Here is a 22,898-nt window from a genome sequence, read left to right on the forward strand (position 1 = left end):
GTCGCCGAGGCCGGCCCAGGCGTTGAGCCGGTCGAGCCCGGCCTTGAGGTGGGCGACCCGGAGCTGGCACGAGGACCCGGCGCAGCTCGCCGAGGGGGTCCGCCCGCACGCCCTGCGGCGCATCGGCGCCCCGGACGAGATCGTCGGCGCGGCGCTCTATCTGCTGTCGGACGCGTCGTCGTACACGAGCGGGGCGACCCTGCGGGTGGACGGCGGGATGCCGTGACCCTCAGGTGAGATCGCCGTGCTCGCCGAGCGCGGGCGGCGGTCCGTACGGCGGCTCGTGGCCGGGGATGCGGAAGGGGCTGGCGACCAGGCGGTGGCCGCCCGCCCCGACGACCGCGCCCGGGGTGGCGGCCAGGGCCTCGGGGAGGGTGCGTACGGCGGCCGCGGGCACCCGCAGGGGCCGCAGCCGGGCCTCCCAGCCGGTCGCCGTGTCGGCGGCCAGGGCCTTCGTGACCGCGGCGACGACCTCCTCGCGGTGGGCCGCGCGCTCGGCCATCGTCGCGTGGCCCTCGATACCGGCCTCGGCCGCGAAGGAGCGCCAGAAGCCGTCGTGGGTGATGAAGAGGGCCAGATGGCCGTCGGCGGTGGGGAAGAGCTGGGCCGGGACGTAGTAGGCGTGGGCGCCGCCCAGGCGGCGGGGAGCGCGTCCCTCGTTCAGCCAGGCGGCGGCATGGTAGTTCAGCTGGGAGAGCATCACGTCCCGCAGCGAGACCTCGATCTGGCCGCCGCGCCCGGAGTGCACCTGGGCCAGCAGGCCCAGAGCCGCCGCGAGACCGGCGGAGTTGTCCGCCGAGGAGTAGCCGGGCAGCAGGGGCGGGCCGTCCGGGGCGCCGGTCAGGGCCGCGATGCCGGTGGCGGCCTGGACGACGTAGTCGAAGGCGGGTGCGTCGCCCGCGTCCATGCCCCAGCCGGTGAGGATCACGCACACCAGCCGCTCGTTCCAGGGCGCGAGCGCCTCGTGGGTGAGGCCGAAGCGGTGGACCGCGGAGGGCTTGAGGTTGACCAGCAGGGCGTCGGCGTCCCGGACCAGCGCGTGCAGGTGCTCCTGCCCCTGCGCCGTCGCCAGGTCCACGCGCACCGAGCGCTTGCCCCGGTTGAGGCTGGCGAAGTAGGCGTCCGAGACCTGACGGGAGAGGTCCCCGCCGGGCGGCTCGATCTTGGTGACCCGCGCGCCCAGGTCGGCCAGGAGCATGGTGGCGTAGGGGCCCGCGAGGATGTGGCCGACCTCCAGGATCCGCAGGCCCGCGAGGGGCCCGGTCATCGGAACGCCGCCGCGAGGGCCGCCACGGCGTCCCGGGTGCGCAGTTTCGAGGCGACCAGTTCGTCCCGCCCCTCACCGATGGGCAGCAGGCGGACCGACAGGTCCGTCACCCCCGCGTCCGCGAACCGCCGGAAGCGGGCCTCGATGGCCGCCTCGTCGCCCGCCGCGCACAGGTCGCCGACGTCACGGGCGTCGCCGTACTCCAGCAGCCGCTGGTAGTTGGGCGAGATCTCGGCCTCGCCGAGGATGCGGTTGGCGCGCTCACGGGCCGCGTCCACCTCGTGCGGCGCGCACAGGCACACCGGGATGCCCGCGACGATCCGCGGCGCCGGCCGGCCGGCCGACTCCGCCGCCTTGGTGATGCCCGGGACGACATGGCCGGCGACGGCCCGCTCGTCCGCCATCCACAGGATCGTGCCGTCGGTGCGCTCCCCCGCGATCCTCAGCATCACCGGACCCAGCGCCGCCATCAGCACGGGCAGCGGGGCGACGGGGGCGATCGTCAGCGGGTTGTGGACCCGGAAGCGCTCGTTCTCGACGTCCACCGAGGCCGTCCCGCCCACCGCCTCGCCCAGCACGTCGAGGTAGTCACGGGTGTACGCGGCGGGCTTCTCGTACGGGACGCCGAGCATGTCCCGCACGATCCAGTGGTGCGAGGCGCCGACGCCGAGCGCGAGCCGGCCGCCGGCCGCCGCGTGCGCCGACAGGGCCTGCCGGGCCAGGGCGACGGGGTGCTGGGCGTGCACCGGGACGACCGCGGTGCCGATCTCGACACGGGACGTGGCCTGCCCCATCAGGGCGACGGCCGTCAGCGCGTCGAAGTCCGTGGGCACCTGCGGCACCCACACCGTGTCGAAGCCGGCCTCCTCGGCCCAGCGGGCGTCGTCGACCATCCGTGCCGCCTTGTGTACGGCGTCGCCCCGCTCGGGGCCGCTCATCACTCCGATGCGCATCGTCGGTCCTGTCCTTCGGTGAGCGCGCGGATGTCCGCGACGATGATGTCGAGCGGGGTGCCGGTCGGGTACACGGCGGCCGCTCCGGCCGCGCGCAGCCGCGGTACGTCCCCCGCCGGGATGGTCCCGCCGACGACGACCGGGATGTCCGCCCCGCCGGCCGCCCTCAGCGCCTCGACCGTGCGCCGGGTCAGCGCCAGATGCGCACCGGACAGGATCGACAGCCCGACGAGGGCCACGTCCTCCTGTACGGCGGTGGCGGCGATGTCGTCGACGCGGCGCCGGATGCCGGTGAAGACGACCTCGAACCCGGCGTCGCGCAGCCCGCGCGCGACGAGTTTGGCCCCGCGGTCGTGACCGTCGAGACCGGGCTTGGCGACCAGGACCCGGGTGGGCATCAGAACACCACCGGCTGCCGGAACTCGCCCCACACGTCGCGCAGGGCGCCCGCCATCTCCCCCACCGTGCAGAAGGAGTTGGCGCAGGCGATCAGCGGCTCCATCAGATTGGCGTCCCCTTCGGCGGCACGCCTCAACTCCGTGAGCCGGGCCCGTACGTCACCCGCGCCCCGCTCCGCCTTCACCCGCGCCAGCCGCTTCAACTGCCGCTCGCGGCCCTCGGCGTCCAGTTCGTAGGTGGCGAGGTCGGGCGGCGGCTCGTCGACCGTGAACCGGTTGACGCCCACCACCGGACGCTCCCCCGAGTCGACCGCCCGGTGCAGCCGCCATGCCTCGTCGGCGATCAGTCCCTGCAGATAGCCGTCCTCGATGCAGCGGACCATGCCGCCGTGTGCCTCCAGGTCGGCCATGACGCTCTCGATGCGTTCCTCGGTGGCGTCGGTCAGCGCCTCCACGAAGTACGAACCGCCCAGCGGGTCGGCGACCTTGGTCACGCCCGTCTCGTGGGCGAGGATCTGCTGGGTGCGCAGGGCGAGCGTGGCGGACTCCTCGCTGGGCAGCGCGAACGGCTCGTCCCAGGCGGCGGTGAACATCGACTGCACCCCGCCGAGGACGGAGGCGAGTGCCTCGTAGGCGACCCGGACGGTGTTGTTGCGGGCCTGCGGTGCGTACAGCGAGGCGCCGCCCGCGACGCAGCCGAAGCGGAACATGCCCGCCTTGTCGGTCCTCGCGCCGAACCGCTCGCGCACCAGGGTCGCCCAACGCCGTCTGCCCGCACGGTATTTGGCGATCTCCTCGAAGAACTCCCCGTGGGTGTAGAAGAAGAAGGAGATCTGCGGGGCGAACTCGTCGATGGTCATGCGTCCGCGGGCGAGGACGGTCTCGCAGTACGTCACCCCGTCGGCGAGCGTGAACGCCATCTCCTGGACGGCGGTGGCGCCCGCGTCCCGGAAGTGGGCGCCGGCGACGGAGATCGCGTTGAAGCGGGGCACCTGGGCGGCGCAGAACTCGATGGTGTCGGCGATCAGCCGCAGCGAGGGCTCGGGCGGCCAGATCCAGGTGCCGCGCGAGGCGTACTCCTTGAGGATGTCGTTCTGGATGGTGCCGGTGAGTTTGGCGCGCGGGATGCCACGCCGCTCGGCGGCGGCCACGTACAGGGCGAGCAGGATCGCCGCCGTGCCGTTGATGGTGAAGCTGGTGCTGACGCGGTCCAGCGGGATGGCGTCGAAGAGGATCCCGGCGTCGGCGAGGGTGTCGACGGCGACTCCGACCCGGCCGACCTCGTCGGCGTACTCGGGGTCGTCGGAGTCGTAGCCGCACTGGGTGGGCAGGTCGAGGGCGACGGACAGCCCGGTGCCGCCCTGGTCGAGGAGGTAGCGGTAGCGGCGGTTGGACTCCTCGGGGGTACCGAAGCCGGAGTACTGGCGCAGGGTCCAGGTGCGGCCCCGGTAGCCGGTGGGGTAGTTGCCGCGGGTGAAGGGGAAGGCGCCCGGGGCGGGCGGCTCGGCGCGCCGGTCGCCCGGGCCGTAGACCGGCTTCAGGGGGATCCCGGAGGCCGTGGTGTCGTCGTACGTCATGACAGCTCGTCCTTCATCACCTTGCCGGTGGCGTTCAGCGGCAGTCCGGTGCGGAACTCGATCCGCCGGGGCACCTTGAAGCCGGCCATGCGCTCCTTCGCCCAGGCGATCAGCTCGGCCTCGGTGACCGCGCCGCGCGCCACCACGAACGCCTTGCCGACCTGGCCGAGCCGCTCGTCGGGCACGCCGATCACGGCGGCCTGGGCGACCGCGGGATGGCGCATGAGGAAGCCCTCGATCTCGGCCGGGTAGGCGTTGAAGCCGCCGACGACGAACATGTCCTTCTTGCGGCCGACGATCCTGAGGCGGCCCTCGTCGTCGATTTCTCCCAGGTCGCCGGTGTGCAGCCAGCCGTCGGTGTCGATGGCCCGGGCGGTGGCGGCGGGGTCGTCGAGATAGCCGCGCATCACGCCGTACCCGCGGACGAGGACCTCGCCGTCGTCGGCGATCCGGATCTCGAAGCCCTCGCAGGGGCGGCCGACGGTGGTGGCGACCGCCTCGTAGGGGTCGCCGGGGCGGGAGGCGGTGACGGTGCCGGCCTCGGTGAGGCCGTAGCCGGTCATCAGGTGGCGGAACGGCAGCTCGTCGGTGATCCGGCGGACCAGCTCGACGGGGATGTCGGCGGAGCCGGTGACCGCGACCCGCAGGGAGGACAGGTCCCGCCCGCCGCCCGCCCGGAGGAGGGAGTGGTACAGGGTCGGCGGGCCCGGCAGGACCGTGACCCGCTCCTTCTCCACCAGCTCCAGCACCCGGTCGACGTCGAACACGGCCAGCGGCAGCACGGTCGCGCCCCGGATCACGGAGGCCACCAGGCCGGCCTTGTAGCCGAAGATGTGGAAGAACGGGTTGACGATCAAGTAGCGGTCTCCGGTGCGGAGTTGCGCGAGGTCGCACCACTCCTGGTAGAGCCGCAGGGTCTGGCCGTGGGTGGTCATCACCCCCTTGGGGCGGCCCGTCGTCCCGGACGTGAAGATGATGTCGGCCAGGTCGTCGGGGCCGACCGGGTGTTCCAGGGGTTCGCCCGAGCCGAGGAACCCGTCCTGGCGCAGATCGATCACCGGGACCCCGGGCGGTCCGGTGAACTCCCGGTCCAGGAAGCCGCCCTGCACCAGCAGCAGCTTGGCGCCGCTGCGGACGACGATGTCGTGCGCCTCCTCGTCGCGGAAGCGGGTGTTGACCGGGACGAGGACCCCGCCGGCCGTGAGCAGGCCGAACGCGGCGACGATCCACTCGGCCGAGTTGGGCGCCCACAGCGCCACCCGGTCGCCGGGGCCGACACCCGCCGCGGCGAACGCCCCGGCGGTGCGCCGGACCTGATCGGCCAGCTCGGCGAAGCTCAGCCGCCGGTCGCCGTCGACGACGGCCTCGGCGTCGCCGAAGCGCTCGGCGGCGTCCCGCACCAGAGCGGGAATGCTCGGCCACCGCACGGTCGCACTCATGCCTCTCATCCGTCTCGTCCGTCTCATCCGTCGATCAGGCGGGCCAGATTGCCGCCCATGACCTTGGCCTTGTCCTCCTCGGTGAGCTTCACCAGGTGGTCGACGTAGGTGACCGGGTCGGCCAGGCCCTCGGGGTGCGGGTAGTCGGAGCCGAACAGGACGCGCTCGATGCCGATGAGATCGCCGAGGGCGGCCATGTCCTCCTCCCAGAACGGGCTGATGTGGATGTTCCGCCGGAAGACCTGGACCGGGTCCTCCCGGAACTCGTGCGGCATCTTCTTGTACACGTCGGCCAGCCGGTCCAGGACGGGCAGCACCCAGGAGGCGCCGTTCTCGATGACGGCGACCTTGAGCTCGGGGAAGCGGGAGAGCGCGCCGTGGCAGATCAGCGAGGACACCGCGTCCTCGATCGGCCGCCACTCGTTGACCTGCCGGAACGCGTTGGGCTTGAACGGCAGGAACTCGCGCCTGTTGCCCTCCCAGTCGTTGGCGTAGTGCGCGTACCCGGAGTCGGAGGAGTGGAAGGCGACCAGGACGCCGGTCTCCACCACCCGCTTCCAGAACGGGTCGAACTCCTCCAGCGCGAAGGACCGGGTGCCGCCGAAGCCGGGCACCGGGGCCGGACGGATCAGGATCGCGCGGGCGCCGCGCTCGACGACCCAGTTCAGCTCGTCGATCGCCTTCCCGACGATCGGGAGCGTGATGACGGGGACGGTGAAGATCCGGTCCTTGTAGGCGAAGCCCCAGGTCTCGTGCAGCCACTGGTTGAGGGCGTGGACGACCGCGTGGATCAGCTCGGGGTCGTCCTTCATCCGCTCCTCGATGAGGCTCGCGAGGGTCGGGAACATCAGGCTGCGCCGGATGCCCAGGTCGTCCATGAGGGCGAGCCGCGGGGCCGGTTCGCGGAAGGCGGGGACCGAGCGCATGGGCTCGCCGAAGATCTCCCGGCGGGTCTTGCCGTGGGGGTTGCCGACCCTGAAGTACTCCTCCATGGCGCCCGGGCGGGCGACCACGTCGAAGGTGGGGTTCGGGATGTACTCGCTGATCTGCCCGCGGATCGCGATCTTCGTGCGGCCGCGGACGTTCACGTACTCGATCGCCCCGTCGTACTCCTTCGGGAGGTACCGGGTGAGCGCTTCCTGCGTCTCGTAGAGGTGGTTGTCCGCGTCGAACAGCGGATACGCGAGATCACGAGAGGGCATGAGAGATCCTCCTTCGCCAATCACGAGAATCCTATTCTCGCTTGAGTGGAGTGGCAATGCCTTCGCGGAGCACGAACTTCTTGACCTTGCCGCTCGGGGTGCGGGGGAAGTCGTCGACGGTGTGCACCTGTTCGGGCCACTTCTGCCGAGCCATGCCGGAGCGCTGGAAGTGCAGCCGCAGCTCGGCCACGCCCGGCGCCGACCAGCCGGGCAGCATCCGCAGTACCGCCGCGGCCCGCTCCCCGAGCCGCGGGTCGGGCGCGGCGACGACCGCCGCCTCCGCCACGCCCGGCAGGCCCATCAGGACCTCCTCGACCTCCAGGGCGCTGATGTTCTCGCCGCCCCGGATGATCACGTCCGCCTTGCGGTCGGTGACCGACAGCCGACCCTCGTCGTCGACGACCCCGATGTCGCCCGTCCGGTACCAGCCGTCCTCGTCGAAGGCGGCGGCGGTCAGGGCCGGGTCGGTGTAGCCGAGGCAGAGGTCGGGGCCGCGGGTGAGGATCTCGCCGTCGGCGGCGAGTCTCAGCTCCACTCCGGGCAGCGGGATTCCGTCGGTGTGCAGTCGCCCGGCCGCCGGTCCGTCGTACGGGGTGCAGGTCACCGAGGGATGCTCGGTGGAGCCGTACGCCCGGAACACCGTGATGCCCAGGTCCTCCAGCCGGGTCGTCACGGCGGAGGCGACGGACGCGCCGCCGAGGCCGGCGTACCGCAGCCGCGCGAGGTGCTCGGGCGTGCAGTCGGGGTGGTCGAGCAGGCTCGTCATGTAGTACGTCGCACCGCCGCCGACGGTCAGCCCCTCGTCCTTCATCAACGCGAGCGCCTGGGCGGGGTTCCAGGTGTCGCCGAGGTGGACCGGGGTGCCGTCGAGCACGGGGATGAGGAAGGCGTTGACCATGCCGATGAAGTGGCCGACCGGCGCGACCGTGAACTGCCGGCCCCGGTCGGGCGGGTAGCTCGCGGCGAGCTGGCGGGTCTCGAAGCCGAGGGTGCGATGGCTGTGGATCACACCCTTGGGGTCGCGGGTGGTGCCGGAGGTGAAGGCGATCAGGGCGGGGGCGTCCGGGTCGGCGGGGAGGGTGCCGGGCAGCGGCTCGTCGGCGAGCAGGTCGTCGAAGTCCCGCCCGACGACCCCGACGACCGGCACCGAGGCGCACAGCTCGGGGTCGAAGGCGAGGCGTCCGAAGCGTGCGGCGGCGAAGAAGGCCTTGGGCCGGGTGGCCTCGACGATGTACCGGACCTCCTTGGGGCCGTAGAAGTGGACCACCGGGACGACGATCGCGCCCAGGAAGGCCGAGGCCCAGAAGACGGCCGCCGCCTCGCACCAGTTGGGCAGCTGCATGACGATCACGTCGCCGGGGCCGACGCCCCGCGCGGCGAGCCCGCCGGCCAGCCGCCGGGCCACCCGCTCGACCTCGGCGAAGGTGCCCGCCCAGGGCCGCACCCCGGAGTGGACCCGGAACTCGGTGTCCCCCGCCGCGGCCAGCCCCTTCGTCAGCAGGTCGCCGAGGGTCTCACGGGTCCACCACCCCTCGGCCTCGTAGCGCGCGGCCAGTTCGGGCGGGACCGGCCGCAGGGCACCGGAAGGAAAGGTCGGCATGACGGGAACGCCTCCTCTGCTGCAGGGGGATCACCCCGCATCACCCTCACGAGAATTGCACTCTCGCATAGAGAGAAGGTAACTTCCATACATGGCACGCGACCACGGCTTCCATCCGGTGCGGATCACCCGGATCGTCGACGAGACGCCGGATGTGCGCACGTTCGCCCTCGACGCCGGGTTTTCCTACCGGGCGGGGCAGTTCCTGACGTTCCGGCTGTGCGGCACCCTGCGCAGCTACTCGATGTCGAGCTCTCCCGACACCGACGGCGAGCTGTGCGTGACCGTCAAACGGGTGCCGGGCGGGCTGGTGTCCGGCTGGATGCACGACGAGCTGCGTCCCGGGGACGTCCTGGAGGCCACCCGGCCCGGCGGATCGTTCTGTCTGCGCCCCGACGCGGGCGCGCGCCCGCTGGTCGCGTTCGCCGGCGGCAGCGGCATCACCCCCGTGTACTCCCTGGTGAAGAGCGCGCTGGCGACGACCGCACGGCCCGTACGGCTGCTCACCGCCCACCGCGACGCGCCGGCCGCGATCTTCCGCGCCGAGCTGGACGCGCTGGCGGACCGCCGTCCCGGGCGGCTCACCCTGCGGCAGCACTTCGACGACCGCGACGGCCTGGTGACGGCCGAGCAGGTCCGCGACCTCGCGGCCGACGGCTCGGCCGACTTCTACCTCTGCGGTCCGGAGCCGTTCATGACCCTGGTCGAGGAGGCGCTCACCGCACGGGGCGTCCCCCGGGAGCGGATCGTCGTCGAACGCTTCACCCCGGTGAACGGCATGGCGGCCCCGCCCGCACGGCCGGTGGCCGACGGCACGGTCACCGTCGTTCTGCGAGGTCAGCGGCGCTCCGTACCCCGGCGGACGGGCGAGACGCTGCTCCAGAGCGCCCGCCGCGCCGGATTCACCCCGCCCTTCTCGTGCGAATCGGGCGACTGCGCGACCTGCATGGCCAGGGTCACCGCGGGGGAGTCAAGGATGCGGGTGAACAACGCCCTCGACGCCGACGAAGTCGCCGAGGGGTATGTGCTCACCTGCCAGGCCGAGCCGGCCTCGCCGGACGTGACGGTGGAGTACGAGGACTGACATGGTCGAGCTGGAGATCGAGAACGGCCTCGCCGTCGTCACCATCGACCGCCCGCACGCCCGCAACGCCGTCGACCTCACGACCATGGCGGAGCTGGAGAAGGCCCTGGACGCGGCCGGGGGCGCGCTCGCGCTCGCGGTCACCGGGGCGGGCGACAAGGCGTTCGTGTCCGGCGGCGACCTCAAGGAACTGGCCCGGCTGCGCACCGAGCCGGAGGCGGCGCAGATGGCGCTCAGGATGCGCGCCATCTGCGACCGCGTCGCCGCCTTCCCCGGCCCGGTCGTCGCCGCCCTCAACGGGCACGCGTTCGGCGGGGGCGCGGAGGTCGCGGTCGCCGCCGACCTCCGGATCGCCGCCGAGGACGTCCGTATCGGCTTCAACCAGTCCCGGCTGGCGATCGTGCCCGCCTGGGGCGGAGCCGAACGGCTGGCCCGGCTGGTGGGCCCGGGGCGGGCGCTGCTGCTGGCCGGCACCGGCCGGATCCTCGACGCCGCCGAGGCCGAACGCCTCGGCCTGGTCGACCTGGTCCTGCCGCGCGCCGGATTCAGCGGCGCCTGGCGGGAGGTGGCCCGCGCGCTGGCGACCGCGCAGGCCCGAGAGATCAAGAAGCTGACCACCCGCACGAGAACGCCGGAGGAGGCCGCCGCGGCCTTCGCCCGGCTGTGGGTGGCCGACGAGCACTGGGAAGCGGCCGAGAGGGTGATGTCCCGTGGCAAGTGAAGTCCGCGTCGAGGAGGGTCCGTTCGGGCCGGAGGTCCGCCCCGGCGGACCGGTGGAGCAGACCGTGCTGTATCTGCACGGCGACCCGCGGCTCGCGGGCACCCCGCAGGACGCCCTGCCCACCGCCCGTGAACTGGCGCGCAGCACCGGGTACGCCGTGCTCTGCGCCCGCTACCGGCCCCGGTTCCCCCAGGCGCTCCAGGACGTGTACGACGCCTGGGAGCACTGCCGGGCCCGGGGCGGCGCCGTGGCGGTGGCCGGCAAACGGCTCGGCGGGGCGCTGGCCGCCGGGCTGCTGCTGCGGCTGCGCGACGAGGGCGCGCCCCCGCCCACCTGCGCGGTGCTCGTCTCCCCGCTCCTCGACTTCACCCTGGACGCGCCGAGCCTGCTGCTGAACGCGGCCGCCGACCGCACGATGGACGCGCAGTCGCTTCCGGCGCGGGCGGCGGCGTACGCCGGGCCCACCCCGCGCGCCACTCCCCTGCTCAGCCCGCTGCACGGCAATCTGCACGGACTGCCCCCGATACAGCTGCACGCGGCCGGCACCGAGGTCCTGCTGGACGACGCCCTGTCCTTCGCGACCCGGGCGGCGCACTCGGGGGTCGCGGTGGACCTGCGGGTGTACGAGGACGCCTCCGCGCTGGGGCTGCGGCAGACGGGGGCGACGGCGGAGTACCTGACGTCCAGGTGCCGGTCGGGGAATCTCAGTCTTCATCCAGGATGAACCGCGCCGCCCGCCACGCGAGGGCCATCACGGGCCCGTTGAGATTCCCGGACACCATCACGGGCAGTACGGACGCGTCGACGACCCGCAGGTGGTCGACGCCCCGCACCTTCAGCCGTGAGTCGGTCACGTCGTCCGGGGCGGAGCCCATCGCACAGGTGCCGATCGCGTGGAACCCGCAGTACCCGCCGTCGAGCGAGCTGCGGATGATCTCCTCGTCGGTGCCGGTCCCCGGCCCGGGAAACGTCTCCCGGCGGATCCGCGAGGCGATCGGCTCGGTGGCGAAGAACTCCCGCAGCCGCCGGAAGAGCGCGGCGCCCACCTCACGGTCGTACGCCGACCGCCAGTACCCGGGGTCGATGTCCAGTCCGGCGTCCGGGTCGGCGGAGGTGATCGCGAGGGAGCCCTCGGAGGTGGGCCGGAGCACCATCGCGCAGGCGGACACGCCCGGTTCCCGCTCCACCCCGGCGGGTTTCCCGGGCGTGAGCGCGCCGAGCGACCAGGGGGCGAGGAGGATCTCGGCGTCGGGGCGGGCCGACTCGGGGCGGGTCCGCAGAAAGCCGATCACGTCGTAGGCGGGCCGGGCGAGCGGGCCCCTGCGGGTGAGCAGGTATCCGGCGCCGGTGCGGGCCTGGGCGGCCGCAGTGGCGAGGCGGTGGTTCACGCCGAGGGGGGCGTTCAGCCGGAACCGCAGGGCCAGGCAGCGGTGTTCGCGCAGCCGGGCGCCGACCTGCGGCCGGTCGAGGCGGACGTCGACGCCGGCCTGCCGGAGCGTCTCGGCGGGGCCGATGCCGGACAGCTGGAGCAGGCGGGGGGTGCCGAGGCTGCCGAGGGCGAGGACGACCTCGCGCCGTGCCCGGACGTCCTCCTCGTGCCCCTCGGCGGTGCGGACCCGCACACCGACGGCCCTGTCGCCGTCGCACAGGACGCGCAGGGCGGTCGTACGGTGGGCGACGGTCAGATTGGGGCGGGAGCGGGCCCGGCGGAGGAAGGCGCGGGCGGCGCTGAAGCGCTGTCCGGCCTTGATGGTGGCCATGGCGTACCCGATGCGCTCGCCGTCCTCCTCGTTGACGTCGGGGACGGTCCGCAGACCGAACCGGGCGCCGGTGGCGAGGAGTTCGTCGCACAGCGGGTCCGGGTCGCGCACCCCCGACACATGCAGGGGGCCGCCCGCGCCCCGGGTGGCGGTGGCGCCGAACGCGTTGTCCTCCATCGCGCGGAACACGGGCAGGATCTCGTCCCAGCCCCAGCCGGCGTTGCCGAGCTCCGCCAGTGAGTCCCAGTCGGCGCGGGTGCCCCGGTTGTAGACCATGCCGTTGACGGCGCTGGAGCCGCCCAGCACCTTGCCCCGTACCCACATCTCCGGGCTGCCGCCCTCCCGGAGCGGGCGGGTGCGGTAGTGCCAGGAGAAGGCGGGGTCGCCGAAGAGCTTCCCGACGCCCTTGGGGATCCTCAGATACGGGTGCCGCCCGGTGCCGCCCGCCTCGACGAGCAGCACCCTGGTCCCGGGGTCGCGCGAGAGCCGGTCGGCGAGTACACAGCCCGCCGATCCGGCGCCGACGACGACGTAGTCGTACATCCGTCTCTCCTCACTGGTCGTCGCGGTACACCCGCCCGCCCTTCATCACGAAGCACACCCGTTCGGTGACCGAGAGGTCGGCGAGCGGGTCGCCGGGGACGGCGACGATGTCCGCGAGGAGTCCCTCGCACAGCCGTCCGCGGTCCTCGGCGTCGATGAGCCCGGCCGCCACGACGGTCGCGGCGCGCAGCGCGTCGAGCGGCCGCATGCCCCGGTCGGCCAGGGCGAGCAGTTCCCTGGCGCCCCGGCCGTGCGGGATCGCCGGCGCGTCGGTGCCGAGGGCGACCTTGACGCCGCGCCGGATCGCCCGGGCGGTGGACTCGCGGGCGCGCGGGAAGACCTGGGCGGCCTTGGCCTGGAGTTCCGGGTCGGCGTGGGAGGTGTTCATGCCCTCGGTGAGAGAGGTCGTCGCGACCAGGTAGGTGCCGCGTTCGGCCATCAGGTCGAGGGTGGCGTCGCTCGCGAGGAAGCCGTGCTCGATGCAGTCGACGCCCGCTTCGACGGCGGCCCGGATCGCGGTGTCGCCCATGCAGTGCGCGGCGACCTTCACCCCGGCCCGGTGCGCCTCGTCGACGACGGCGCGCAGTTCCTCGTCGGAGTACTGCTGGGCGCCGGCCGGTCCGGTGTGCGACATGACGCCGTTGGAGGCGCACACCTTGATCACCCGGGCGCCGTACTTGAGCTGGTACCGGACGGCCTTGCGGACCTCGGCGACGCCGTCGGCGATGCCCTCCTCGACGGTCAGCGGCAGTACGCCCGGCGCGAACGCCTGGAACATGGTGGGGTCGAGATGGCCGCCGGTCGGCGCGATCGCGTGTCCGGCGGGCACGATCCGCGGTCCGTCGACCCAGCCCAGGTCGATCGCCTTCTTCAGCGCCACGTCCAGGAGCACGCCCCCGGTCTGCACGAACAGACCGAGGTTGCGTACGGTCGTCCAGCCGTGGTGGAGGGTGCGGCGGGCGTTGGCGACCGCGCGCAGGGTCCGTACGGCGGGGTCCTCCTGGACCGGGATGAGGGGACTGCGGTGGTCGGGGCCGCCGAGGAAGAGGTTGACCTCCATGTCCATCAGGCCCGGCAGCAGGGTGACGTCCCCCAGGTCGCGCACCACCGTGCCCTCGGGCAGCCGGGCCGGCCGGCCGACCGCGGCGATCCGGTCGCCGACCACCAGCAGTTCGCCGGGTTCGACGAGTTCGCCCTTGTCGACGTCGAGGAGGCGGGCGGCCCGCAGCAGGACCGGTGGCTCGGGGGGCCGTCTCATCACACGGCCGGTTCGACGACGGCGTCGATGCTCGACGGACCGCTGTCGGGGACCCGCGGCTGCCCCCAGGACTCCACGGGGAAGGCGACGGTGATCAGTGAGCAGAACGCCCACAGCAGGTGGGTGTCCTCGTCGCCGATGCCGTCGAGCCGGACCTTCTCCAGATACGCGGTGCCCTTCTCCAGCAGCGGGAAGGCGACGTCGTAGAAGGCCTGGAGCTCCTCCATGGTGGAGGCGATCCGCTTGGCGTAGCGGGCCCGTTCGCCGTGGATCGCCCAGTCGGCGAAGGGTTCCAGGGCGGCGAACTCGGCGGGAAAGACGTTGGCCATGTCCGGGTTCTCCCTCACTTCGCGTACTCGTCCACGAACCTGCGGGCCGTGGAGTGCAGATGGCGCAGCAGAACCTCCTGGTCGCACAGCGGGAAGCTGTCCAGGGTGCGCGACTCCAGCATGGTCTGGGTGGCCTCCAGGGTGTTGCCGTCCTGGAGGCCGTACTCCTTGAACGACACCACCGCGAGTTCCTGCTGCAGGCGCTGGAAGGCGTTCTCCGGCGGGACGAAGTAGGCGGTGCCCTCGAAGATGTGCGTGTTGTACGAGGTCGGCCAGTAGTGGTAGGTCAGCACCCAGTTGGGCCGCCAGATCAGCAGCATGAAGTTGGGGAAGAACACGAAGGAGTCCATGCCCCAGACCTTGCTGCGGGTGGGGTTGACCGCCGGTGGCAGCTCCTCGGTGGCCAGGCCGATGTCGGGTGCCTCCCAGGCACCGAACAGACCGCTGCGCAGGGCCCGTTCGACCGGCTTGACCATGGCCCGTTCCTTCGGCGGGGCGATGCCGCCCCAGGAGGAGACCATGCTGTGCGGGCCGTCGATGTCGTACGACAGCGCCTCGTAGCCGTACTTCTTGACCTTGGCGGCCTCTTCGGCGACGTACTGGCCGGAGTGCAGGATCGGCGCGTGGTAGAACTCGGCGAACGCGTCGATGAACAGCTTCCAGTTGCTGCCGATCTCGGCGCGGTACTTGTGGACCTGGGTGAGCTTGTGGAACGGGTAGCCCTCGATGCCGGCGCCGAACCTGCCGAGGTAGTCCTTGAGCGTCCGGGTGTTGTCGGGGTCGAGGTTGACGAAGATGAACCCCTCCCAGACCTCGGTGTGCACCGGCAGCAGTCCGTAGCGGGACTTGTCCAGGTCGAAGAACTCCGACTCCTGCTGGACGAAGGAGAGCTTGCCCTCGAGGTCGTAGCGCCAGGCGTGGTACTTGCAGGTGAAGGCGCGGCAGGTGCCCTTGGTCTCCTCGCGCGGATAGTCGTCCCAGACGAGCTTGTTGCCGCGGTGCCGGCAGACGTTGTGGAAGGCGCGCACCTCGCCGTCCGTGCCGCGCACCACGATCACGGAGGCCCGGGCGGCGTCCAGCTCCTTGGTGAAGTAGCTGCCCTTGCGGGGGAGTTGTTCGACGCGTCCGACGTTCAGCCAGGTCCGGCGGAAGATCGCGTCTCGTTCGCGTTCGTAGAACTCCGGTGAGATCGAGTCCGCGTAGGAGACCGGCTGGGTGTCGATCTCGAAGTGCTCGGTCCAACTGCCCTCGGAGGGCTTCGGGAAGTGCGCCATGGAACGGAACCTCCGGTCGGTTGACCCCGTCAAGATAACAGCGATCTCTCTTGAAGAGAATACCGTTTCCACCTATCGTCGACAGAGTTCTCAGAACACCCGGCCCCGGGAGGACGCGGCCGCCGACGTGGTGGAGGAGGACGCGACGACGCTGATGCGACTGGAGCGGGAGTGCGCGGCAAGGTCCCGGCGCGCCTGCGAGCGGCGACCTGGCCCGCGGGCTGCGGTCGGCCGAGCGTATGGACGCCGGCCAAGTGGCCGTCAACGGCGGCCCCTTGACCGTCGAGACCCCGTTCGACGGCTGCCGGCGCAGCGGTCACGGGCGGGGGAAGGGGCTGGCCGCCCTGCACGAGTACACCCAGCTCGAGACCGTCAGCGCACGGCTCTGACGAGGAGGCAGCGGATGGACGACAACGACTGGCAGCGGGCCGCACGCGCGGTACGCGCGGAGGTCATCGGCGACGACGGCGGCCGGACGGCCCCGCCCGGGGACCCGGTGCCGCGCGAGTACCAGGACTACCTCACCGCGATGGCCTGGGGCGTCTGGGCCCGCGGCGGCCCGCTCAGCAACCGCGACCGCAGCCTGCTGGTGCTGGCGATGACGGCGGCGAACGGCCGGATGGACGAGTTCCGGATCCATCTGCGGGCCTCGGTGAACGCGGGCGTGACGGACGACGAGGTGAACGAGCTGCTGTACCAGATCACCGCGTACTGCGGCGCTCCGGCGGGCACCGCGGCCCGCTCGGCCATCCGTGAGGTGCGGGCCGCGCGGGAGGGAGCGTGACCGCGCCGGTCGTGGGTTTCGTCGGGCTCGGGAACATGGGCGGCGCACTGGCCGCCAACCTGGTGCGGGCCGGGTTCGAGGTCGTCGCGTACGACGCCGCGGGACCGGAGCGCACCCCGCTCGGGGCCCGCTGGGCGCCCGGGCCGGCGGACGTGGCGCGGGGTGCCGACCTCGCCGTGCTGAGCCTGCCCGACGGGACGGTCTGCGAGGAGGTGGTGCGGGATCTGGTGGGCGTCCGCGACCGGCGGGTCACGCATGTCGTGGACACCTCCACGGTCGGGGTGGCGGCGGCGCGCAGGCTGGCCTCGATGGGGCTCGCCTATGTGGACGCACCGGTGTCGGGCGGCGCGGCCGGGGCCCGCGGGCGGACCCTGATGGTCATGTACGCGGGCACCGACGAGCACTGCGCGCAGGTCGAGCCGGTGCTCGCGGGGCTCAGCGACCGCCGGCGCCGGGTGGGCGACCGGCCGGGCCAGGCGCAGGCGCTGAAGCTCGCCAACAACTTCCTGTCCGCCACCGCGCTGGCCGCGACCAGCGAGGCGGTGGCCTTCGGCACGGCGGCGGGGCTGGATCCGGCGGTGATGGTGGAGGTCCTCGACGCCTCCAGCGGCCGCAGCGGGGCCACCGCGGACAAGTTCCCCGACGAGGTGCTGACCGGGCGGTACGCGTCGGGGTTCAGCAACACGCTGATGGCGAAGGACGTACGGCTCTATCTGCGCGAGGCCGCCGGACTGGGCGGCGCGGTGGCGGTGGCGGTGGCGGTGGTGACGGAAGGGGTGTGGGGGGCGTTCGCGGCGGCGGAGCCGGGGGCGGACTTCACCCGGATCTATCCCTTCACCGCGGGAACCGCCGAGTCCCCCAGCAGCACCGACAGCACCTCGCGCACGACCTCGGGGTAGTGGTCCTCGCCGTCCTGGTCGGCCAGCCACAGCTGGTGGACGCCCTCGATCAGGGCGAACAGCGCGATGGCGCCGGTGCGGGTGTCCAGGCCGCTGGGCAGCCGGTCCCCGTACCGGGCGGCGAGGTGCCCGGCGAGATGGTCCTGGACGGTGCGGCAGCGGTCGCGGACATAGCCGCGAGCGGGCTCCTGGCCGGTCACCGCCTCGGCCAGCACCACGCACTGCATCCGGGCGAGGGAGGGGTGGTCCTGTTCGAAGGCGACGGCCTCGGCGAAGTCGCCGGCCCAGTCCTCGCCCACGTTGCGGTCGGCCAGATGCTCCCGGTTCAACGCGTTGCGGAGGTCCAGCACCTCCAGGAGCAGCCGCGTCTTGCTGGGGAAGTAGTGCAGGACGCCCTGCCGGGTCAGCCCGGCGCACTCGGCGACGGCGTCGATCGAGGTGCCCTTGAACCCGCGGTCGGCCAACACCTCCAGCGCCGCCTCGAGGATCTCCCCACGCCGTGCGGACACCACGGAACGCCCCTTTCCGCCGTTGGACGGGTGCCCGCACACAGTACCGATCACGGGATGTTCCTCACAGACCCATCGCGGCGAGGGCGGTGCGGGCCGCGTCCCGGGCCGGTCCCGCACCGGCCGTGCCCGCGACCTCGGTGAGCAGCCGTACGTCCTTGGCGAGCAGCCCGCCCGCGTGCGCGGCGATACGGTCCAGGGTGCCGCCCGCGTCGACGACCCGCTCCAGCGCGAAGCTCGCGGCGCTGCCGCGCGGGAGGATCCGGCCGAGGCCGTCCCGGTCCAGGCCGAGGCGGTCGCCGAGCGCGAGGGTGTCGGCGGCCAGGCCCAACTGGGCGGTGAACAGGAGGTTGTTGAGGAGCTTGGCAATCTGCCCGGAGCCGGTGGGTCCGAGGTGGACGACCGGGTCGCCGTAGGTGGCGAAGACCGGGCGGCAGGACGCGAAGGCCTCCTGGTCGCCGCCCACCATGACCAGCAGGGTGCCCTTCTCGGCGGCCCGGCCTCCCCCGCTGACGGGCGCGTCGAGCACGCGGACACCCTGGGCTCCGGCACGGTGGGCCAGGCGTCGGCAGGTGTCCGGGTGGACGGTGGAGTGCACGGCCATGACCCCGCCCGGGCTCAGGCCCGCGAGCACGCCCTCGGCGGCCTGCTCCACATCGGCGTCGTCCACCACGCACAGGCACACCAGGTCGCTGGCGGCTCCCAGTTCGGCTGGTGAGTCCGCGGTGCGGGCGGCGGTGCCGGCGAAGGGGGCGAGGGTGGCGGGGCGCCGTGCCCACACCGTGGTCTCGAAGCCCGCCTCGACGATCCGGCGGGCCATGGGCGCCCCCTGGCTGCCCAGTCCGATGAAGCCGACACGCATGTGATCAGTCCTCTCTCGTGGGGCGCCAGAAGACGGCCAGGAGTCCGGCGGTGGCCGCCGTGCCCACGCCGAGCACCGTGCCGGCGCCGGCCCAGCCGGTCAGGGTGATGTCCAGGGCCCGGTCGGCCGCGTACCGCCCCGGCCCCCAGGCCCCGAGCGCGAGCGCGAGGACGCCCAGGACGAGGACGTACTCATAGCCCTCCTTGAACACGAAGAAGCCGTTGCGGCGATGGGCGAGCAGTCCCGCGACCAGCATCACGGACAGCACCGCCGCGCAGGCCAGGGGCGTGAAGAGACCCGCCGGCAGCAGGGCGCCCGCGCCGAGTTCGGTGAGGACGCTGAGCCGGGCCTGGAGGCGGGGGCGGGTGAGGCCGAGGCCGGCGAACCAGCCCGCGGTGCCGGTGATGCCGCCGCCGCCCCGCCAGTGGTTCCAGCCGTGGGCGGCCATGACCGCGCCGAGGACGACCCGCACCAGCAGCAGGGCCGCGTCCGAGGCCTCACCCATGGCGGCCCTCCACGCCCGGCAGCGCCCGGACCCCCAGCGCGCACTCCGCCACGAACGCGAGGACGTGCAGATGGTAGGCGAGGGCGGTGCGGCCGACGCTGGTGTTGTGGCCCGCCCCCGCCTGCTCGTGCCGTACGACGCGGGGCGCGCCGGTGAAGAGGGAGGCGAGGTCGGCGAGTCCCTCGGGGCCGCTCAGCCAGACCTGCTCGTACTCGGCGACGGTCAGATGCACCGGCACCGGCACACGTGCGGCGAGGCGCGCGAACTCCGCCTGCCAGTTCTCCCGGTGACCCTCGTAGGCGGGCGAGGCCGCGCCGATGCCCCGGCCGCCGTGCACGTCCGGCGGGTAGGCGTGCGGCGGATACCACAGGACACGGCGCAGGTCGGGCCGGGCACGGGTCGGGTCGCGGCGCCATTCCTCCATCGCCCGCAGGGAGTTGGGGTGGTGCACCCGGCCCATCCCGGCGAGTTCGACGCCGAGCAGGTCCGCTCCGCGCGGGTCGCTCGCCATCCGCACGGTGAGCTCGCAGCCGGCCGAGTGCGCCCACAGGAACACACCGACCCCGCGCTCCCGGCCCTCCAGCAGCGCCTCGACGGCCGCGAAGGCGAAGTCCGTGCGCTGTTCGGGGGTGCGCATCCGGTCCTCGTGTCCGGCCGAACTGCCGTAGCCGGGACGGTCGAGGGCGATCACGGTGCATCCGGCGGCGACCGCGGTGCGCAGGAGGGAGAGCCGGGGGTGGCCGGGGTGGTCGAAGTAGGCGGAGGTGGTGGCGCCGCCGTGCAGGGCGACGATCACCGCCTGCGGGCGGGTGGCCTCGGCGACGAGCGCGGAGGCGGGCACACCGCGCACGTCCACGGTCTGCCGCCGTACGGCGGTGGCGAGTTCGGGTCCGAGTGAGGTCATCCGTCCGTCCTGAGCAGGAGTACGCCGCCGGGGGTGAGCCCGCCGCTGGAGACCACGGCGGTCCGCGCGCCCGCCACCTGCCGCGCGCCGCCCTCGCCGCGGAGCTGGACCACGGCCTCGTGCAGCAGGCCCATGCCGTGGGTGCGGCCGTGGGAGAGCTGGCCGCCGTGCGGGTTGAGCGGGATCACCCCGTCGCGGGCGATGTTCTTGCCGCCGTCCAGGAAGTCCCGGGCCTCGCCGATGCCGCAGAAGCCGAGCGCCTCCAGCCAGGACAGGCAGTTGAAGGTGAAGCCGTCGTAGAGCAGCGCCACGTCGACGTCGGCGGGGCGCAGCGCGGTACGGGTCCACAAGTGGGCGGCCTGGCCCAGTACCTGGGGTTCGTGGGTGAGAGTGGCCTGGTCCCACTCGGGGCGTTCGACGATCTGGGTGCCGACGGCCTCGATCCGGATCACGGGCCCGGGCCGGTCGGGGGCGGTCTCGGCGGCGGAGACCACGACGGCGGTGGCCCCGTCGCAGGGGACGTCGCAGTCGTAGAGGCCGAAGGGGGTGGTGATGGTGCGGGCGGACAGGTAGTCGTCCATGGTGAGCGGGTCGCGGTAGATCGCGTCCGGGTGGAGGGCCGCGCCGGCGCGCTGGTTGAGGGCGATCCAGCCGAGCGTCTCGCGGGTGCTGCCGTAGCGGTGCATGTGGCGCTGGGCGTTCATCGCCAGCATGATCGCGGGCGAGACCGCGCCGAAGGGCTTGAACCAGCCCTCGGGGCCCGCCGGTTGCGGCGGACGGATGCGGCCCTGCCGGATCAGTTCGGCGTACGTCGCCTCCCACACCGTACGGAAGCACAGCACATGCCGGGCGAGTCCGCCCGCGACGGCGAGCATCGCGGCGATGATCGAGCCGCCGGGGCCGAAGGTCTCGCCGGCGCCGTTGTGCCAGACGGGGCGGATACCGAGGGCGGACTCCAGGGCGGTGACGCCGCCCTCGGCGAAGCCGCCGTACGCGCCGCCGCCGGGGTAGGTGGAGAGGCCGTCGATGTCGTCGAAGGCGAGCCCGGCGTCGGCGACGGCCTTCTCACAGGCCTCCACGGTGAGTTCGAGGGGCGGGACCATCAGACGGCGGCCCAGCCGGGAGGCACCGGCCCCGCTGATGACGGCCCGCTCCTCGAACCTGCGGGGGCTCACCGGCGGACGGACGCACGCGCCGATGCGCTCGGGGAGCGGGTCGTCCGGGGGGAGTTCGGCCGGGGGCGGCTGGTCGGGGGCCGGGCGGAACAGGGGGAGCCAGGTGTCCCCGGCCTGCGCGAAGACGGCCTTCATCCGCAGGCCGATCCGCAGGTCCTCCGGTGCGCAGTCGACGACGTTGGTGGTCAGGCGGACCCGGGGGTCCTCCTCGACGGCCACCTGGGCGACGACGAACGGGGTGGGCAGGCCGGGGAACGGGAAGCGGTGGTTGACGGTGAAGCCGATGAGGGTGGCACGGCCGGAGACCTCGCGGAGCGCGAGGTCGTGGGAGCGGCAGTGCCGGCACACCGGCTGCGGCGGGTGGACGAGGGCCTCGCAGGCGGTGCAGGCCTGGAAGCGGAGCCGCCCGTCGCGGCCGGAGGTCCAGAAGAACTCGGTCTCCTGGGACACGACCGGCTGCGGACGGGCGCTCTGTTCGTGCTGCGGGCTCAACGGATCTTCGCCTCCGCCTTGCGGACGGTGACCGGCTCCGCCAACCCCTGCTCGTCACAGATCCGTTGGAGGGTCTCCAGGGTCTCCGCCAGACCGGGGCCGAGCCGCGGGCCGGGGGTGAAGGTGGCGGGGAGGTGGCGCATCCCCTGGATGACGCCGATGGTCTCGTAGTGGACGGCGCCCCCGGGATCGCACACGAAGTCCGGGGCACGGTCGAGGACGTGGAGGAGCATCCGCTTGAACACCGTACGGGCCACGTTGGATCCGATGCAGCGGTGGATGCCGAGGCCGAAGGCGGTGTGGCGGTTGCCGGGGCGGGCGAGGTCGACGCGGTCGGGGTCGGGGAAGACGGCCGGGTCGCGGTTGGCCATCGCCCAGGACAGCCAGAGCCGGTCGCCCTCCCGGAACTCCTTGCCGGCGATCTCGCAGTCCTCGGCGACGGTACGGCCGTCGCCGGGCGCCGGGGTGAAGTAGCGCAGGAACTCCTCGGTCGCCGGGTCGAGCAGGGTGGCCCGCTCCCGGCTCAACCGGTCCCGTTCGGCCGGGTGTTGGGAGAGCCATTCCAGGGCGTGCGCGGTGAGCGCGGTGGTGGTGTCGAAGCCGCCGCCGATGAGGAGGGCGAGCGCGCCGACGAGATCGCCGTCGGACGGCGCCCGCCCGTCGATCTCCATGCGGGCGAGGGCGTCGGCGAGGCCGGGGCGCGGGTTCGCCCGCACCTCGTGGAGGGTGGCGCCGATGTCCTTGAGCATGGCCCGGTGCGCCTCGACCACGCGGGCCGTCTCCGGGGAGTGCGGCGGGGTGTAGACGCCGGCGTGGGCGGGCTCGTTGTACAGCTCCCACTTCTTCAGCGGGATGCCCATCATGGCGAGGGTGAAGACGGCGGGGACGATGTTGGCGAGGTCGTCGACGAAGTCGATCCGGCCGGACTCGATCCGCTCGTCGAGGCAGGCGTGGGCCACCTCGTCGATGAACGGGATCCAGCGGGCGATCGCCGCCGGGGACAGGTAGGGGTTCAGGGCGTCCCGGTAGGCGCGCTGCTCGGGCGGGTCCATCTCCAGGAAGCCGCCCCGGATACCGCGTCCGCGTGCCGGGGCGGGGATGTTGATGCCCTGGTAGCCGCGGCGTTCGCCGTGCACGTCGTGGTCGTTGGAGAGCTTCTCCCGGGCGCGGGCGAAGGCGAGCAGTTCGCGGTTGCCCGCGGCCACCCAGTGCCCGCCGTAGGTGTCGGACCAGGCGAGCGGGCAGCCCTCGTGGAAGCCGCGGGTCTCCTCCTCGAACCGGTCGCGGTACTCGGGTGCGTGCCGGTCGAAGTGGACGCGGGGGTGTTTGCGGGCCTCGTCGTCATCGCTCATCCGGTGTACCT

The 22,898-nt window shown here is 73.1% G+C and carries 24 protein-coding genes; 7 read left to right on the plus strand and 17 right to left on the minus strand.

Annotation, left to right across the window (positions count from 1 at the left end; genetic code table 11):
- The first annotated feature begins 43 nt into the window (after positions 1-43).
- Positions 44-226, plus strand: coding sequence for an SDR family oxidoreductase (locus AQJ64_RS51790; RefSeq protein WP_397805821.1), 183 nt, complete (start codon positions 44-46; stop codon positions 224-226).
- A 3-nt stretch (positions 227-229) separates the two neighbouring features.
- Here the strand turns inward: AQJ64_RS51790 and AQJ64_RS24465 are convergent, their stop codons facing one another.
- The 7 genes from AQJ64_RS24465 to AQJ64_RS24495 are packed head-to-tail and all read right to left on the minus strand — an operon-like array spanning position 230 to position 8,436.
- Complete coding sequence (locus tag AQJ64_RS24465) at positions 230-1,267, minus strand: CaiB/BaiF CoA transferase family protein (RefSeq protein ID WP_055636234.1); 1,038 nt, start codon at positions 1,265-1,267, stop codon at positions 230-232.
- Positions 1,264-2,220 (minus strand): TIGR03564 family F420-dependent LLM class oxidoreductase, encoded by a 957-nt coding sequence (locus AQJ64_RS24470; RefSeq protein ID WP_055636233.1) that lies wholly within the window; start codon positions 2,218-2,220, stop codon positions 1,264-1,266. The genes AQJ64_RS24465 and AQJ64_RS24470 overlap by 4 nt, the downstream gene beginning before the upstream one ends.
- Complete coding sequence (locus AQJ64_RS24475; protein WP_055636232.1) at positions 2,205-2,618, minus strand: cobalamin B12-binding domain-containing protein; 414 nt, start codon at positions 2,616-2,618, stop codon at positions 2,205-2,207. Before AQJ64_RS24475 ends, AQJ64_RS24470 begins: the two co-directional genes overlap by 16 nt.
- A complete protein-coding gene (locus AQJ64_RS24480) occupies positions 2,618-4,195 on the minus strand; it encodes a methylmalonyl-CoA mutase family protein (protein ID WP_055636231.1) in 1,578 nt (525 codons plus the stop codon). Before AQJ64_RS24480 ends, AQJ64_RS24475 begins: the two co-directional genes overlap by 1 nt.
- On the minus strand, positions 4,192-5,634 hold the full coding sequence (locus AQJ64_RS24485; protein ID WP_206189795.1) for a FadD3 family acyl-CoA ligase: 1,443 nt from the start codon (positions 5,632-5,634) through the stop codon (positions 4,192-4,194). Before AQJ64_RS24485 ends, AQJ64_RS24480 begins: the two co-directional genes overlap by 4 nt.
- A gap of 23 nt (positions 5,635-5,657) precedes the next feature.
- Positions 5,658-6,836: an amidohydrolase family protein gene (locus tag AQJ64_RS24490; RefSeq protein ID WP_055636230.1), complete on the minus strand. Its 1,179-nt coding sequence runs from the start codon at positions 6,834-6,836 to the stop codon at positions 5,658-5,660.
- Between the two features lie 31 nt (positions 6,837-6,867).
- The gene (locus AQJ64_RS24495; RefSeq protein ID WP_206189794.1) at positions 6,868-8,436 is read right to left on the minus strand and encodes an AMP-binding protein; all 1,569 of its coding nucleotides are present in this window, start codon (positions 8,434-8,436) and stop codon (positions 6,868-6,870) included.
- Between the two features lie 91 nt (positions 8,437-8,527).
- On the opposite strand from AQJ64_RS24495, the gene AQJ64_RS24500 reads away from it, so the two are divergent.
- The 3 genes from AQJ64_RS24500 to AQJ64_RS24510 are packed head-to-tail and all read left to right on the plus strand — an operon-like array spanning position 8,528 to position 10,965.
- Positions 8,528-9,520, plus strand: a complete 993-nt coding sequence (locus AQJ64_RS24500; RefSeq protein WP_055636229.1) for a ferredoxin--NADP reductase — start codon at positions 8,528-8,530, stop codon at positions 9,518-9,520.
- A gap of 1 nt (position 9,521) precedes the next feature.
- Entirely contained in the window at positions 9,522-10,241 is a 720-nt protein-coding gene (locus AQJ64_RS24505) for an enoyl-CoA hydratase/isomerase family protein (protein ID WP_055636228.1), read from the plus strand.
- Complete coding sequence (locus AQJ64_RS24510; RefSeq protein ID WP_055636227.1) at positions 10,231-10,965, plus strand: alpha/beta hydrolase fold domain-containing protein; 735 nt, start codon at positions 10,231-10,233, stop codon at positions 10,963-10,965. The genes AQJ64_RS24505 and AQJ64_RS24510 overlap by 11 nt, the downstream gene beginning before the upstream one ends.
- On the opposite strand, the gene AQJ64_RS24515 is transcribed toward AQJ64_RS24510, so the two are convergent.
- From AQJ64_RS24515 to AQJ64_RS24530, 4 genes are read right to left on the minus strand one after another with little or no spacing between them, the layout of a single operon-like run.
- A complete protein-coding gene (locus tag AQJ64_RS24515; RefSeq protein ID WP_059202985.1) occupies positions 10,946-12,544 on the minus strand; it encodes a GMC family oxidoreductase in 1,599 nt (532 codons plus the stop codon). The two genes, AQJ64_RS24510 and AQJ64_RS24515, sit on opposite strands and share 20 nt — an antisense overlap.
- A 10-nt stretch (positions 12,545-12,554) precedes the next feature.
- The gene (locus tag AQJ64_RS24520) at positions 12,555-13,802 is read right to left on the minus strand and encodes a metal-dependent hydrolase family protein (protein WP_055638071.1); all 1,248 of its coding nucleotides are present in this window, start codon (positions 13,800-13,802) and stop codon (positions 12,555-12,557) included.
- Entirely contained in the window at positions 13,802-14,131 is a 330-nt protein-coding gene (locus tag AQJ64_RS24525) for a hypothetical protein (RefSeq protein ID WP_055638070.1), read from the minus strand. The genes AQJ64_RS24520 and AQJ64_RS24525 overlap by 1 nt, the downstream gene beginning before the upstream one ends.
- A 14-nt stretch (positions 14,132-14,145) precedes the next feature.
- Positions 14,146-15,405 carry an aromatic ring-hydroxylating oxygenase subunit alpha gene (locus AQJ64_RS24530; RefSeq protein ID WP_055638069.1) on the minus strand — a complete coding sequence of 420 codons (1,260 nt, stop codon included), beginning with the start codon at positions 15,403-15,405 and terminating at the stop codon, positions 14,146-14,148.
- Between the two features lie 209 nt (positions 15,406-15,614).
- Here AQJ64_RS24530 and AQJ64_RS46390 point away from each other — a divergent pair, with 209 nt between their 5' ends.
- From AQJ64_RS46390 to AQJ64_RS24540, 3 genes are read left to right on the plus strand one after another with little or no spacing between them, the layout of a single operon-like run.
- Positions 15,615-15,794 (plus strand): aldehyde dehydrogenase family protein, encoded by a 180-nt coding sequence (locus AQJ64_RS46390; protein WP_276206732.1) that lies wholly within the window; start codon positions 15,615-15,617, stop codon positions 15,792-15,794.
- A 14-nt stretch (positions 15,795-15,808) separates the two neighbouring features.
- Complete coding sequence (locus AQJ64_RS24535) at positions 15,809-16,189, plus strand: carboxymuconolactone decarboxylase family protein (protein ID WP_055638068.1); 381 nt, start codon at positions 15,809-15,811, stop codon at positions 16,187-16,189.
- Positions 16,186-17,088: an NAD(P)-dependent oxidoreductase gene (locus AQJ64_RS24540; protein ID WP_079061929.1), complete on the plus strand. Its 903-nt coding sequence runs from the start codon at positions 16,186-16,188 to the stop codon at positions 17,086-17,088. The genes AQJ64_RS24535 and AQJ64_RS24540 overlap by 4 nt, the downstream gene beginning before the upstream one ends.
- Here the strand turns inward: AQJ64_RS24540 and AQJ64_RS24545 are convergent.
- From AQJ64_RS24545 to AQJ64_RS24570, 6 genes are read right to left on the minus strand one after another with little or no spacing between them, the layout of a single operon-like run.
- Complete coding sequence (locus AQJ64_RS24545) at positions 17,016-17,651, minus strand: TetR/AcrR family transcriptional regulator (protein ID WP_240512930.1); 636 nt, start codon at positions 17,649-17,651, stop codon at positions 17,016-17,018. The two genes, AQJ64_RS24540 and AQJ64_RS24545, sit on opposite strands and share 73 nt — an antisense overlap.
- A 10-nt stretch (positions 17,652-17,661) precedes the next feature.
- Positions 17,662-18,459, minus strand: coding sequence for an NAD(P)-dependent oxidoreductase (locus tag AQJ64_RS24550; RefSeq protein WP_055638067.1), 798 nt, complete (start codon positions 18,457-18,459; stop codon positions 17,662-17,664).
- 4 nt (positions 18,460-18,463) lie between these two features.
- A complete protein-coding gene (locus AQJ64_RS24555) occupies positions 18,464-18,964 on the minus strand; it encodes a DoxX family protein (RefSeq protein WP_055638066.1) in 501 nt (166 codons plus the stop codon).
- Positions 18,957-19,868, minus strand: a complete 912-nt coding sequence (locus tag AQJ64_RS24560; protein WP_055638065.1) for an alpha/beta hydrolase — start codon at positions 19,866-19,868, stop codon at positions 18,957-18,959. The genes AQJ64_RS24555 and AQJ64_RS24560 overlap by 8 nt, the downstream gene beginning before the upstream one ends.
- Positions 19,865-21,535, minus strand: a complete 1,671-nt coding sequence (locus AQJ64_RS24565) for a thiolase C-terminal domain-containing protein (RefSeq protein ID WP_059202986.1) — start codon at positions 21,533-21,535, stop codon at positions 19,865-19,867. Before AQJ64_RS24565 ends, AQJ64_RS24560 begins: the two co-directional genes overlap by 4 nt.
- Positions 21,532-22,887, minus strand: coding sequence for a cytochrome P450 (locus AQJ64_RS24570; RefSeq protein WP_055637858.1), 1,356 nt, complete (start codon positions 22,885-22,887; stop codon positions 21,532-21,534). Before AQJ64_RS24570 ends, AQJ64_RS24565 begins: the two co-directional genes overlap by 4 nt.
- Positions 22,888-22,898: the final 11 nt, after the last annotated feature.

The organism is Streptomyces griseoruber, from assembly GCF_001514205.1.
Taxonomy (GTDB): Bacteria; Actinomycetota; Actinomycetes; order Streptomycetales; family Streptomycetaceae; genus Streptomyces; species Streptomyces griseoruber.

What these genes read in the sequence shown, in the direction of transcription:
- AQJ64_RS24465 (WP_055636234.1), bottom strand. Translation starts at nt 1,267, where the DNA reads ATGACCGGGCCCCTCGCGGGCCTGCGGATCCTGGAGGTCGGCCACATC.
- AQJ64_RS24470 (WP_055636233.1), bottom strand. Translation starts at nt 2,220, where the DNA reads ATGCGCATCGGAGTGATGAGCGGCCCCGAGCGGGGCGACGCCGTACAC.
- AQJ64_RS24475 (WP_055636232.1), bottom strand. Translation starts at nt 2,618, where the DNA reads ATGCCCACCCGGGTCCTGGTCGCCAAGCCCGGTCTCGACGGTCACGAC.
- AQJ64_RS24480 (WP_055636231.1), bottom strand. Translation starts at nt 4,195, where the DNA reads ATGACGTACGACGACACCACGGCCTCCGGGATCCCCCTGAAGCCGGTC.
- AQJ64_RS24485 (WP_206189795.1), bottom strand. Translation starts at nt 5,634, where the DNA reads ATGAGTGCGACCGTGCGGTGGCCGAGCATTCCCGCTCTGGTGCGGGAC.
- AQJ64_RS24490 (WP_055636230.1), bottom strand. Translation starts at nt 6,836, where the DNA reads ATGCCCTCTCGTGATCTCGCGTATCCGCTGTTCGACGCGGACAACCAC.
- AQJ64_RS24495 (WP_206189794.1), bottom strand. Translation starts at nt 8,436, where the DNA reads ATGCCGACCTTTCCTTCCGGTGCCCTGCGGCCGGTCCCGCCCGAACTG.
- AQJ64_RS24500 (WP_055636229.1), top strand. Translation starts at nt 8,528, where the DNA reads ATGGCACGCGACCACGGCTTCCATCCGGTGCGGATCACCCGGATCGTC.
- AQJ64_RS24505 (WP_055636228.1), top strand. Translation starts at nt 9,522, where the DNA reads ATGGTCGAGCTGGAGATCGAGAACGGCCTCGCCGTCGTCACCATCGAC.
- AQJ64_RS24515 (WP_059202985.1), bottom strand. Translation starts at nt 12,544, where the DNA reads ATGTACGACTACGTCGTCGTCGGCGCCGGATCGGCGGGCTGTGTACTC.
- AQJ64_RS24520 (WP_055638071.1), bottom strand. Translation starts at nt 13,802, where the DNA reads ATGAGACGGCCCCCCGAGCCACCGGTCCTGCTGCGGGCCGCCCGCCTC.
- AQJ64_RS24525 (WP_055638070.1), bottom strand. Translation starts at nt 14,131, where the DNA reads ATGGCCAACGTCTTTCCCGCCGAGTTCGCCGCCCTGGAACCCTTCGCC.
- AQJ64_RS24530 (WP_055638069.1), bottom strand. Translation starts at nt 15,405, where the DNA reads ATGGCGCACTTCCCGAAGCCCTCCGAGGGCAGTTGGACCGAGCACTTC.
- AQJ64_RS24535 (WP_055638068.1), top strand. Translation starts at nt 15,809, where the DNA reads ATGGACGACAACGACTGGCAGCGGGCCGCACGCGCGGTACGCGCGGAG.
- AQJ64_RS24550 (WP_055638067.1), bottom strand. Translation starts at nt 18,459, where the DNA reads ATGCGTGTCGGCTTCATCGGACTGGGCAGCCAGGGGGCGCCCATGGCC.
- AQJ64_RS24555 (WP_055638066.1), bottom strand. Translation starts at nt 18,964, where the DNA reads ATGGGTGAGGCCTCGGACGCGGCCCTGCTGCTGGTGCGGGTCGTCCTC.
- AQJ64_RS24560 (WP_055638065.1), bottom strand. Translation starts at nt 19,868, where the DNA reads ATGACCTCACTCGGACCCGAACTCGCCACCGCCGTACGGCGGCAGACC.
- AQJ64_RS24570 (WP_055637858.1), bottom strand. Translation starts at nt 22,887, where the DNA reads ATGAGCGATGACGACGAGGCCCGCAAACACCCCCGCGTCCACTTCGAC.